Origin of the sequence: Bifidobacterium miconis, from assembly GCF_019331735.1 — a bacterium.
Lineage (GTDB): Bacteria > Actinomycetota > Actinomycetes > Actinomycetales > Bifidobacteriaceae > Bifidobacterium > Bifidobacterium miconis.
The window spans coordinates 1-13126 of the sequence record NZ_JAHBBH010000022.1 but is presented as its reverse complement, the minus strand read 5'-3'; the positions used below and the strand labels follow the sequence as shown (position 1 = coordinate 13126).

Annotated in this window: 8 protein-coding genes; 5 read left to right on the top strand and 3 right to left on the bottom strand. The window is 63.1% G+C overall.

Annotated features, from left to right (window positions below; translation table 11 throughout):
• Positions 1 to 209 precede the first annotated feature (209 nt).
• A complete protein-coding gene (locus KIH79_RS08335; RefSeq protein ID WP_219058961.1) occupies positions 210 to 3410 on the top strand; it encodes a glycosyl hydrolase 115 family protein in 3201 nt (1066 codons plus the stop codon).
• A 161-nt stretch (positions 3411 to 3571) separates the two neighbouring features.
• On the opposite strand, the gene KIH79_RS08330 is transcribed toward KIH79_RS08335, so the two are convergent.
• Positions 3572 to 5131 carry an MFS transporter gene (locus KIH79_RS08330; RefSeq protein WP_219058960.1) on the bottom strand — a complete coding sequence of 520 codons (1560 nt, stop codon included), beginning with the start codon at positions 5129 to 5131 and terminating at the stop codon, positions 3572 to 3574.
• A gap of 339 nt (positions 5132 to 5470) precedes the next feature.
• On the opposite strand from KIH79_RS08330, the gene KIH79_RS08325 reads away from it, so the two are divergent.
• The 3 genes from KIH79_RS08325 to KIH79_RS08315 all read left to right on the top strand — a co-directional run bounded on the left by KIH79_RS08325 (position 5471) and on the right by KIH79_RS08315 (position 8986).
• Complete coding sequence (locus KIH79_RS08325) at positions 5471 to 6109, top strand: SGNH/GDSL hydrolase family protein (protein WP_219058959.1); 639 nt, start codon at positions 5471 to 5473, stop codon at positions 6107 to 6109.
• A gap of 146 nt (positions 6110 to 6255) precedes the next feature.
• A complete protein-coding gene (locus KIH79_RS08320) occupies positions 6256 to 7401 on the top strand; it encodes an ATP-binding protein (RefSeq protein ID WP_219058958.1) in 1146 nt (381 codons plus the stop codon).
• A gap of 325 nt (positions 7402 to 7726) precedes the next feature.
• Complete coding sequence (locus tag KIH79_RS08315) at positions 7727 to 8986, top strand: OFA family MFS transporter (protein ID WP_219058957.1); 1260 nt, start codon at positions 7727 to 7729, stop codon at positions 8984 to 8986.
• A 213-nt stretch (positions 8987 to 9199) separates the two neighbouring features.
• Here KIH79_RS08315 and KIH79_RS08310 read toward each other — a convergent pair whose 3' ends face one another.
• Positions 9200 to 11131 (bottom strand): FAD-dependent oxidoreductase, encoded by a 1932-nt coding sequence (locus KIH79_RS08310; RefSeq protein WP_219058956.1) that lies wholly within the window; start codon positions 11129 to 11131, stop codon positions 9200 to 9202.
• Between the two features lie 185 nt (positions 11132 to 11316).
• Positions 11317 to 11880, bottom strand: coding sequence for an alkyl hydroperoxide reductase subunit C (gene ahpC / locus KIH79_RS08305; protein WP_214374871.1), 564 nt, complete (start codon positions 11878 to 11880; stop codon positions 11317 to 11319).
• Between the two features lie 299 nt (positions 11881 to 12179).
• Here ahpC and KIH79_RS08300 point away from each other — a divergent pair, with 299 nt between their 5' ends.
• A complete protein-coding gene (locus tag KIH79_RS08300; protein ID WP_219058955.1) occupies positions 12180 to 12848 on the top strand; it encodes a carbonic anhydrase in 669 nt (222 codons plus the stop codon).
• Positions 12849 to 13126: the final 278 nt, after the last annotated feature.

Here is a 13126-nt window from a genome sequence, read left to right as displayed (position 1 = left end):
GTGCCTTCCTCCATGAAGCCATGGAACCAGTATGGGTGATATCAGACCCGGAACAATACGGGAATTTTACGACAATTCCCGTACACGCCGGTACGCAAAACATAATAAATCATTGTATTATGGTTTTCAAAATTCACCCGGAACGTTCCGCGTTTCGTAGTGGATTTGTCACAAAGAAGTATCCACAACACCAATACAAGGAAGCATCAATGAAGATCTATGAATATCTCCGCACGCCCTTGGCGACCTCGATCGCGCCGGCCGCACCGGTCATCGTCGACGGCGCATATCACGCCTCCGCGTGCGACGCCCACGCCGAACGCACGTGGCGGCAGATCACGCGCGCCGCGCAGGATCTGCGGCAGGACATCGCCATGACCACCGGCGCGATCGACTGGCACGTCGTGCAGAGCCTGTTCGCCGACGACCAGCAGACGCAGGCCGCCCGGCTCGACGCGGCCGACGCCGACGCCACGCCCGCACTCATCAGCCTCGACGCGCCGGATCAGCTCGCGGCGACCGATGCCGGTACCCGGCCGATCGAACGCGCCATCATCGTCGGCGCCATCGGACGCAGCGCGATCGTCGACACGATCATCGCCAACGGCCTGTTCAACGAAGCCAAACAGATCACCGCACGCACCGAAGCGTTCGCACTCAAGGAAGTCGACCATCCGATCCCCGGCGTCGACCATGCGCTCGTGATCGCCGGCAGCGACGCGCGCGGCACCATCTACGGCATCTACGCGCTGTCCGAGCGCATCGGCGTATCCCCGTGGTTCTGGTGGGGCGACGTACCGATCGACGTGCGCCCGATCATCGACGTCGACTACACGCACGCCTGCGTCGAGCTCGGCCCGGCCGTACCGTACCGCGGCTTCTTCATCAACGACGAGGACTGGTCGATCATCCACTGGAATCGCAAGAAGTTCCCGAACCCGCAGATCGCGCCGGACGTCAACTACTACCGTCACGTCTTCGAACTGCTGCTGCGCCTGCGCGGCAACCTGCTGTGGCCGGCCATGCACCCCGAATCGGTCGCGTTCAATCGGGAACTCGGCCCCGACGGCGTGCCGATCAACGCCAGGGAGGCCGAACTATACGGCGTCATCATGGGCTCCAGCCACTGCGAAATCCTGCTGCGCAACAACGAGGGCGAATGGGACCAGTGGTACGAGCGGAACCATGAGAAGTTCCACATGCGCGGCGCTTCCGTGCGCGCCTCCTACGATTTCACGCTCAACCGCGAGGCGCTGATCCAATACTGGCGCGAACGACTCGAAACCAACAAGGGGTGCGAGTGCTCGCTGACCGTAGGCATTCGCGGCATCCACGACGGCGCGTTCAACGTGGCCGAACTCGACCGCTATCCGGGCGCCACACGCGACGAAAAGGAAGTGGCGTTCATGGAGGACGTCATCGCCACCCAGCGAGCGCTCATCGAAGAGGTGTACGGCAAGGAGGAGGCTTCGCGCATCCCGCAGGTGCTCATCCCGTACAAGGAAATGAACGACGTGTACAACCACGGTCTCAACAGGATCATGGAACGTCCGGAATACCGCGACATCACGCTCATGTGGGCCGAGGACGACTACGGTTTCCTGCGTCAGACGCCCACCCGCGGCGAGCAGGCGCGCGAAGGCGGCTCGGGCGTGTACTACCACAACTCGTATGTGGGCCGCCCCACCAACAACACCTGGCTCAACAGCTCGCAGCTGCCGCTGATGAGCGAGCAGATGCACCGCGCGTGGGACACCGGCATGCGCACGCAATGGGTCATCAACATCGGCGACATCAAGCTGTCCGATATCTCCACCGAATTCTTCATCAAACTCGGCTGGGATCCCGTCCGCTACACCGACCGCACGATCGGTTCTCAGTTCATCACGCCGCTGGCCAAGCGCGACTGGGGCGTGGACGACGACACCGCACGACAGCTCGCCGACGCGTTCGACGAATTCCAGCAGATCATCGCGATCCGCCAGCCCGGGTTCAATCTCGCCAGCCTGAATCCGGAAGGCGCGAACGCAGGCATCGATCTCAACGAGTTCACGTTCAACCCGGCCGCATTCGGCGACGAGGCGCAACGTTGGCTCGACCGATGCAACGCGCTCAGCGACAAGCTGCGCGACATCTCCGACTCGCTCGGCGAGGCCCGTCGCACCGCGTTCTTCGAGCAGCTGTACTACGCCGTGCTGTCGTCGTCCGACACTGCCGGCGAATACGTGAACTTCTGGAAAGCGCAGCTTGCGGCGAAGCAGGGACGCGTCAACGCGACCCGACGCTACATCGCACTGTCCCGGCAATCGCGGGACGCGATCGTGCATCGCAACGACTATCTCGACGCGCTCAATGGCGGCAAGTGGGCCGGCGTCATCAAGTACGACACGCATTTGGGCGACGATCACGATCTGATTGAGGACGACCAGTATCCGGCGATCCCGACCGCCGGCCGAGGCGTGGATGCGGCCGCGGAAGGACAGGACGGCACCGGCTCCGGCCTGCTGCGCTTCGACAGCGCCGTCACCGACGACACGCGATTCTTCGACGTCTTCTCGCGCGAGGACATGGCAGAACCCGTGACATGGCATGCGACCGCGCCATCGTGGGTACGATTGTCGGCCGATTCCGGCGCGACTGCCGACGAACAGCGCATAACCGTCACCGTCGACTGGCAGGCGGTTGAAGTCGGCAAGTCGACCGGCGAAATCGCGGTGTACAGCGACAGCGGTACGACGGTAGCGGGCGAATCCAAGCGTGTGGCAACGTTCGCCGTTACGGCGACCAAGCACGACGTCAGGCCCGCACCGGCCACGAACGACACCGACGACTACGGTTACGCCGAGGCCGACGGCTATCTCGCATTCGAGGCCGAACACGCCTCGAAGGTGATTGACGGACTGGACGGGTCCAGCTGGAAACGCATCGAGCACGAAGGACAGCACGGCGACACGATGAAGGCGTTCCCCGACCGCGGCATCAGCCTGCCCGGAGCCGGCGCGAAACTCGTGTACCACCTGTACTTCGATCAGGCGGGTGCTTACGCGGGCCGCATCGACCGGCTGCCTACGTTCAACGAAGGATTCGAGGACGACGGCACCGCTCGAGGCTGCCGGATCGCCGTCAGCATGAATGGCGGCGCACCGGTGGAAATCGCGGGCAACAACGTGTGGTCCGAATCCCGCAACCGTCACTCGCTGACCAAGGTGTGGGAGCGCAACATCATCCGCGGCTATGAGTCGCTGCCGTTCGAGATCAGCGTGCATGCCGGATGGAACACGTTCGAGATCACGCGCGTCGACGCCTCGATGGTGCTCGACCGCGTGGTCATCGAAACACAGCCCGGCGCGCTCACGCGAGCGTTCCACGGTCCGGACGAATCCCCGCGCGTGCTCGTCGCCTCGCGGTGACATCGCTGACGTCGCCGGCATTGCTGACGTCGCCGCATGATACGCAATGGCCGGTCCCTTCCGTTCGGGAAGGGACCGGCCATTTGTTGATACTGCCGTCTCGCCTGCGGTTGCCGCATTGCCTACCGTTGCACGGTATCGCAATGAGGAGAAGGCGGAGTCTATCCGCGATTGCCCACGTTGATCACGTTGTTGTGACCCCAGCAGCGCTCGTACGGCATGCCCGTGAGGCTTTCGACCAGTTCGCGCGTCTCGGGCGTGACGTCGGCCATCGAACCGCCCTCGCGCAACCGCGCGATCTCGGCCAGCAGCAGCCCGTGGTTCTCCTTGTTGAGCTTGAGCCGGTAGGTGAAGAATATGCCGAGCAGACACAGCATGATCGGAGCAAGACAGTACATGACCGCGATGGCCGTCACCGTGCCGGACGGCTGTGCCTGCGCGCCCTCGATGAAACCGGTCGCCTGCAAGACCCAGCCGATGAGCACCGTCTCGACCGCGGCGAAGATGTCGTCAATGGTTGCGTTGACGGACGCGTACTGTCCTTCACGCCGCTTGGACGTGATGATTTCATCCACGTCGGGGATGAACGTGTACGTGTACTGCGTCGCGTTCACCACGCCGGTGATGCCGAAGTTCATGAACAGGCCGAGCACGACGAACGCGACGGCCTTGGCGCCGGACGACAGTTGGGACGAGAACATGGCCAGCACGAACAGCGACAGGAACACGCCGATCACCTCGAAGCCGCCGATCCGGTAGGCGCGCGGGCCGCCGACTTTCGCGGTAAGCCACATGAAGAACGTGAGGCACGCGATGCCGAACATGGTGTTCACGCCGGTGGCGAGCGAGACGGTCTGCGGATCGAGCAGCAGCACGAAGATCACGAAATACGTGTTGATGGTGCCGCGGATGGCGCGAAAACACTGTTCGGACAGATACAGGCCGAGATAGTTGCGGAATTCCCGCACCCGCATCACGGACACGAAATTCCAGATCATCGAGACGATGCGCTGCCAGATCGGCAGTTTGTTACCAGTCGTCCCGCCATCGGCTTCGGACACGTCGGTCGACTCGTCGTATGGCCGCTCCTTGATGGTGAAGAAGCCGACGACGAGCACGCCCACACCGATAGCACCGTAGATCATGGCCATCTTGAAGTACGAGGTCCACGTGTCCTTGCCCCAGAGGATGAACAGGTACACGTTGAACAACGACAGGAACGTGCTGCCGATCGCGCCGGCGATCTGGTTGATGCCGACGAGCTGCGCGCGTTGACTGGAGTCCTCGGTCATTTCGGACGGCAGACCGTACTGGATCGTAGTCAGGCCGGCGAGGAAGACCCAGTACAGCAGACTGGAGGTGAAGTATGCGGCGACCGGCAGCCCCGGAATCCACATGATGGCGTAGAACAGCGCGTTGAGCGGCACGGCGATCAGCATGATGGACCGGCGGCGGCCGATGCGACGGCCGAGCTTGGTGGCGTACATGCGGTCGGACAGATACCCCCACACCGGGCCGATCACCGAGGCGATGATCTTGCCTGCGGCGATGAGCGCCGTGGTGGCGGCGACGGGGATGCCGAGGAATGTGGTGAAGTAGAACAGCTGCCATGTGCCGATCATGGTCTGCATGACGTATGACAGCGAGAACGTGGAATAGCCGAGCTTGGCTTTCCATGACAACGGCGGCAGCTCGTTCTGCCGATGATTGCGTCGAGACATCAGTGTCCTTTCCCTGCTTTGCGTATGTCCACCATACCCGGTTCGTTCCGGATTTACAAATCGGCTACATTTCAGCGCATATCAAGCCATTTATGGAGCATGATCTTCCATATCACGATACAATCGACAGGAACGTTCCGATACAGAACGTGCCGCCGCGTCACGCGCGTCACGCACGTCACGCGTATCACACGGCATGCGGTGAACAAACAATCGACGCACCGGCACGCCATCCGGACATATCGCCTATCCCACCGGCAGCAAAACATGACATGCCGGCACACGATAAGCGGTAAAAACATAAGCTCAAAAAGACGAGCGTAAGGAGACATATCAGCCATGATCAACGTACTGTGCTTCGGCGATTCCAATACGAACGGATCGAATCCGGCAGGCGGGCGTCATCCGCGCGACGTGCGCTGGCCGGGCCGGTTGCAGCGACTGCTCGGCGACGACTGGTACATCATCGAGGAAGGACTCGGCGGACGCACCACCGTGTTCGACAATCCGGTCGAACCGCATCGCAACGGGCTGGAGGCGCTGCCGGGCGCGCTCATCACACACCGTCCGCTCGACTACGTCATCATCAGCCTCGGCACCAACGACATGAAAGCCATGTTCCACGCCGACGCACGCGTGATCGCAGCCGGGCTCGACATGCTCGTGCACGAGGTCAAGATCACCGACAATCGCGGGGCGCCGACGCCGCGCATCGTCGTCGTCTCGCCGATCCACATCAAGCCGGGCATCGCATCCAGCCCGTTCATCGGATTCGACGAGCACGCGGTCGAACTGTCGCATCAGCTGGCGGGGGAGTACCGGCGCGTGGCCGAACGGCAGGACTGCCTGTTTCTCGACGCCGCACGGATCGCCGAGCCGAGCGACCTCGACAAGCTGCACATGGACGGCGAGAATCACGCCAAGTTCGCCGACGCGATGGCCCAGCTGCTGCGCGACGACTGGACGGCGCGGCACTGACCCAACCCGAGCCATGGATCATCATTCCGTGCGGGCGATCGCTGAACAGTCGCGCAACGGCAATTCTTTTATATTCTTTTATAATGTTTTATATTCTTTTATAACTTGTATAGTATCCGGCACCACGAGCATGAGAGGCGACCCATATGTCAGCACGCATTGCCAACCCATTCAAGCCGACCGCCGGACGCATGCCGCCACTTCTGATCGGACGCGACAACATCATTGAGGACTTTGAGGAGGGACTTGATAACGGTCCCGGCGCCCCCGGCCGTCTCATGCGCGTCACTGGAGCGCGCGGGGTCGGCAAAACCGTCATACTGACCGAGTTCGGACGCATCGCCAAGGCACGCAAATGGGAAGTCATCGACGAAACCGCATCCGACGGACTCAGCCAGCGTCTGCTTGACCGTCTTGCTCCATTGGACAAGCCAGCGGTCAGTCTCTCGCTCAAACCATCCGTATCGCTTGCGGGACTGGGCGGGCTCAGTCTGGGCGAAGCCAATGTATCATCGCAGCATATGCCGCTCACGCTGAGAGAAACGTTCGGGCAACGACTCGACGTACTGGAGCGCAAACATGCCGGACTGCTGGTCACCATCGACGAAGCGCAAGCCGCGCAACGCAACGATATGGTCGCCATCGCCACCGCAGTGCAACATCTTATCCGAGACGAACGCAATATCGCGTTCGTCTTCGCCGGACTGCCGACCATCGCTTCCAAATGGCTCAATGACGAAGTTCTGACATTTCTACGTCGCGCACAGGCAGAACAACTGGGTGACATTCCACTGCAGGAGGTCTCGGACGCACTTGCCGATACGTTCGCGGACTCGGGCATCGAACTTGACGGCGAACCACTACGCATGGCGGCAAACGCCACCAATGGGTATCCATTCATGATTCAACTGGTCGGATATCACGTCTGGCGCATCGCCTATCGACGTCAACGCGGCGAATCAGGCATGATCGTCACCGCCAACGACGCCCGCGAAGGCATAGCGAACGCACTCACCCGGCTCGGCGACGCCATGCACGGACCCGAACTCGACGGGCTTTCGCCGATCGACAAGACATATCTGCTCGCGATGGCGCAAGACGATGGACCATCATCAACGTCCGCCGTGGCCGAACGGATGGGCAAGGATCTCGCGTACGCGAACATCTACCGCACACGACTGATCGATGCGCAGGTCATTCGCGACGCCGGATACGGCAAAGTCGACTTTGCGATTCCCTATCTGCGTCAGTATCTGCGCGAGCACGCCGCATACATTCGCATGCATGGGTGACGCATCACCGTCCCAATCACCGTTCCAACGTTCGCTCCGGCAATGTGAACAATCTCACGCAATACACCGAGCGCGGACGCGCGTCGCATATCAGGAATGGCGGTATAGTGCTGATTGTCGGCGTCGACAGGAGACAGCAACGCCGATGAAACGCACACCAAGGATATTCGAACAGGGGAGAGCGGCCCGCGCGGGATGATCGCGCGACAGGGCACGACGAACCCCCACTCGACGAACGCGTCCTGCGACGTGCGCGCGACGGGAGTCTCTTGCGGCACCGGCTGATATGACACCATTATCGCCAGCCACGAAAGGACCCAGCCGCATGGCACGTCTCGCCACGAACCGTTGGACCAGCGCCATTCTCCCAGCACTGCTGATTCACATCCCGATCGGCACCGTCTACTGCTGGAGCGTGTTCAAGCAGCTGATCTCCGACCAACTCCACGCCAGCCCGTCCTCGGTGGAATGGGCGTTCTCGCTCGCTATTTTCTTCCTCGGCATGTCCGCCGCGTTCGCAGGCCCCATGGTGGAGAAGAACATCAAGCGGTCCGCGCTCGTGTCGATGATCTGCTTCGTGGTCGGCTTCGCCGGCACCGGCGTGAGCATCGCGCTGCACTTCCTGCCGGGCGTGTTCATCTGCTACGGCGCGATCATGGGCGTCGGTCTGGGCGTCGGCTATCTGACGCCGGTCAAGAACCTCATGCTCTGGTTCGCGGACAACAAGGGTCTCGCCACCGGCATCGCGGTCGCCGGGTTCGGCCTGGCCAAAGCCATCGCCAGCCCGGTCATGGAATGGCTGATCGGCACGATCGGACTGGTCAACATGTTCTACGTGCTCGCCGCGATCTATGCGGTGATGATGTTCGTCGGATTCCTGCTCATCCGCCGTCCGGCCGGCTGGGTCTACGATCCGGCGACCTCGCACGTCAGCCGCCGCACGATCCTGACCAAGCCCGTGTTCTGGGGCATCTGGATCGCGTTCTATCTCAACATCACCTGCGGCCTGGCGCTCATCAGCCAGGAGAAGGACATCCTGCACGACGTGCTGCAGTCGTTCCCGCAGTACGCGGGCCTTGGCCAGAGCGAGCTGGCCGCCGCGATCGCGGGCGTCATCGGTCTCGTGCTCGCCGTGGACGCCGTATTCAATGCGGCCGGCCGCATCGGCTTCTCCACGATCTCCGACCATCTCAAGCGCCGCGAAAGCGTGTATCAGATCATCTTCGTCATGTCGATCGCGGTGTGTCTGCTGCAGGTGGCACTCAACAGCATCGACAACGCCCTGCTGTGGGCGGTGCTGGCCATGCTGTTCCTCGTCAACGCGGGCTACGGCGGCGGCTTCTCCACACTGCCGGTGCTGCTCGACCAGCATTTCGGCACGAAAACCGTGTCGACCACGCACGGCCTGACGCTCAGCGCCTGGGCGTTCGCGGGGTTGAGCGGCAATCAGCTGGCGTCGTTCGTGGTCACGCATGCGCCCGATCAGGCGCATCGGTACGCGGCGCTGATCCCCGTGATCACGGTGCTGTATGTGGTGGCGCTGGCGAGCGCGACCTTGGTCAAGCGGGCGGGGCGGCAGCACTGAGCGCGCCGGTTCCCGGGATTGGGCGATGAAATCCCGATGAAATCCCGGGAACCAGAAACCGCACATTATGCGACAACCGCACAAACGCGATCGACGGAATGGCGCGCCTTGCGTCCGAAAACAGAACATGGCCGGTTCCCGGGATTTCTGATGAACAATCCTGAGAACCGGCCATGCCCGTAAGTAGCCGACCAATCGGGCCGACCAGCCCGCCTACGCCCCAATCAGGCTGAGCATCTGCGGCACGCTCTTCTTGCCGAACTCGACCTTCTGCTCGCCGCCCGCGCCGCCGCGGTTGATGACGATGCACGGCACACTCATCGCGCCGTACTGGTCCCTGAGCTCGGGGAAGTGCGAGATGTCGTACGCCTCCGCCCGCACGCCGGGGTTGAGCGACGCGATGCGCTGCGAGGCGAGCACCGTCTCCGGGCACATCGTGCAGGTGAGCGACACCAGGATCATGATGTCGGTCGGGCTTGCCGCCTCCGCACGCTCGCGCAGATCGTCATCCAACGGCTGGCCCGGGCCGGCCGCGTTGTACAGTCCCAGCACGAACGAATTGAACTCGTGGCCGCTCGGCACGCCGTGGAACGCGAGACCGGTGAACGTCAGGCGATCATCATCGCCAAGGACGCACAGGCGCACGGCGGGACGCGCGCCCGGCAGCAGACCGGCAGGATCGAACTCGGCACGACCGGAGTCGTCGAGCGTGCCGTACGTCGGCAGTACGGCGGCGCTACCGTCGCCTGAGTCGCCGGCGCCGTCCGGCAGCACGATCTCCGCCGGTTCGCCGACGACCAGCGACGTCGGCGCGCTTTCGCCGTCGACGGCCGTGACCAGTCCGGCCGCGTCGATCGCGACCGAGTTCAGCTTGCCGCCGGACAGCGCGACCATTTCGCCGATGAATCCCTGCAATTCCGCGGACAGCGGGGTGTCGTCCAGTTCCAGCGCAAGCGTGACCGGCCGGGTCATGCGGCCGAAGACGACGCCGAGCTGCTGCTTGATCGCGGCGGAGAACAGTTCGCCGGGCTGCTTGGCGGTCTGCGCGGCGGCCGCGGCCGCATCCGTGCTGCGCTTGACCGGCGCGGGGGCGGGCGTCGTGCCGGCGTTTGCTGCGGCGCCCGCGTCCGCGGCCGCATCAGTTTCGGCCTGCTCGTACGCGCTCGAGGTCGGACGCGGCGGCACGAGTCCGGTCTTCTCGCTCATCGACTTGGCATACCGTTCAAGTTCGACGGCCGCGATCGCACCGTCGGCGGTCGCGGTGACGACCTGACGCAGGTTCTTGACGCGCAGGTCGCCGGCCGCGTACACGCCCGGCACCGACGTTTCGAGATAGCCGTGCGTGACCACGTAGCCGTGATCGTCGAGTTCGACGACGCCGCGCACGAGCTCGGTCGCGGGCACGTATCCGGCGAACACGAACACGCCGAACGTGCCGTCGTCTGCCGGCTTCCACGTCTCCGTCTCGCCGGTGGAGACGTTGCGGATCGTCGCCTCGCGCAGGCCGCCCTGACCGGCGGTCACGCCGTCGAGCACCGTGTTGTACCGCACTTCGATCTTCGGATTGTTCTTCGTCTCGGCCGCGACGGACGCGTCGCAGGTGAAGTCCGGCTCGCGCACGAGCACGGTGACTTTGGAAGCGTATTTGGTGAGGAACACGGATTCCTCGGCCGCGGCGAATCCGCCGCCGATCACCAGCACTTCACGGCCGGTGAAGAACTCGCCGTCGCAGGTGGCGCAGTAGGCCACGCCGCGGCCCGCGTATTCGGCCTCGCCCTCGAAGCCGAGCTTGCGCGGGGAGGCGCCGGTGGCGAGCACGATGCCAAAGGTGCGCAGGTCGCCGCGCGTGGTGTGCACGGTTTTGACGTCGCCGTCGACGTCGAGTCCGGTGGCTTCCGCAGAGAGGAACTCCGCGCCGAAATCGCGCGCCTGCTGGCGCATGGTCTGGGTGAGCGCGCGGCCGGTCGTGCGGCCGACGCCCGGGTAGTTCACGACTTCGTTGGTGATGGTGATCTGCCCGCCGAAATCGTCCTTCTCAAGCACGAGCACGCGGTAGCGGGCGCGCGCGAGGTACAGGCCCGCGGTGAGTCCCGCCGGGCCGCCGCCGATCACCACCACGTCGTAGAGATCCTGATTGTCAGTCATCCAAAAAACTCCTTCACATATAACTTGGCCCCCTCGGCTGAGGGGGCTGTCAGCGATAGCTGACTGGGGGAGCGTCACACCCATCGCGTTCCGTAGTTACGAAGGCAATACCGCGTACGCTCCCTCAGTCACGGCCTATCGGCCGCGACAGCTCCCTCAGCCGAGGGAGCCGAGATACATAACGATCAGAGCAGGCCGACCAGATCGAGGCTCGGCTCGATGGTGTCCTCGCCCGGCTGCCACTTGGCGGGGCAGACCTGATCGCCGTGCTCATACACGAACTGCGAGGCCTGCACGCGGCGCAGCAGCTCGTCGGCGTTGCGGCCGACGTTGGAGGAGATGACCTCGTACGCCACGACCTTGCCTTCAGGGTTCACGATGAAGTCGCCGCGCTCGGCCATGCCGTCCGCCTCGTTGTAGGTGTCGAGGTCGCGCGCGAGCAGTGCGGTCGGATCGGCGAGCATCGGGTACTGGATCTTCGCGATCTTCTCGTTCGCGTCGTGCCACGCCTTGTGCACGAAGTGCGTGTCGGTCGAGACGGAGTAGATCTCGCAGCCGATCTTCTTGAAGTCCTCGTACTTGGCGGCGAGATCCTCAAGCTCGGTCGGGCACACAAACGTGAAGTCGGCCGGGTAGAAGAAGAACACGGACCAGTGGCCGAGCACGTCGGCCTTGGTCACCTCGTGGAATTCGTTGTTCTGGAACGCCTGAACCTTGAAATCGGTGAGCTCGTGCTGCAGAAGAGTCATCATTGTTCCTTTCTGAAATCGGTGACGACAAACCGATTTCATCCTATCCCGAATCGCGTTCGCCGCGCAGGGCGAACATGCCGCGAACGCTATGAGGATAATCACAGCGTCGCGGCAAGTCACCTTGCCCCGCAATATCAGCCGCCCTGCGCCGCGGCCAGTCGCCTCGCGCCGCGGCCGCACGCGGGACCGCGTCTGCCCGTGCACGCCCGCATCAATCCGTACCTGCCCTCACGGCGAAACCGCGCGCCCTCCCGCACGGTAATATGGGAGCCGAATCAACCTTTGGAGGTACACATATGGCTGAAGAGTCGACGGCGAACGCAACGTGGAGTCGCATGCTGGCCGGCAATCGTCGTTTTGCCGAGGGCAAGCCGGAGCATCCGTGGCAGGACAAGACCACGCGCGAGTCGCTGATCGACCGGCAGAATCCGGACGCGGCCGTACTGTCGTGCTCGGATTCGCGCGTACCGCCGGAAATCATCTTCGATGCCGGACTGGGCGACCTGTTCACCGTGCGCACCGCCGGACAGATCATCGACGACGCGGTGCTCGCGACGCTCGAGTACGCCGTGAGCAAGCTGCACGTCAGTCTGCTCGTCGTGCTCGGACACGAGGGTTGCGGCGCGATCGACACGGCCGCGCGCGAACTCGACGACATGATCGCGGCGACGACCGACGACGCGGCCGGCTCGCTCGAGGCCGCGGACGGCATCGACAGTCTGGACGAGCGCATCGCCGAGGCCGAGTCGATCATGCTGCGCACGGTCGGCATGTCCGTATGGCAGGCGCGGCAGGCCGAACTGGACGCGCACGAGGACTTCGAGCGCGTGCACGTCGCGCATACGATCGAGGAACTGGTCACGCGCTCCGAAGTGATTCAGGACGCGCTCGCGCACGATCGGCTCATGATCGTGGGCGCCCGCTACCAGCTCACCACCGGCAAGGTCGAGGTGCTCAGCTTCTGACCCCGGCTAGGCCGGAATGGACGGGACCGGACAAGCGGAATGTGGGGACGGAGACACCAATAACCGCCGAATATCCGCCTCCACGTGGTGTCTTTGTCCCCACTTCTGGAAATGTGGGGACAAAGACACCAAATATTTCGATTTTTGGAGATGTCTAGTCTTAGCGGATAGTTGACGCATGTGTCGGGGCATGGTTGACGGTATGTCTTGGGGCATGGTTGACGGGTGTGTTGGGGCATGGTTTACATGTCGTCGCTTGTTGACTGGTGCATGGATAC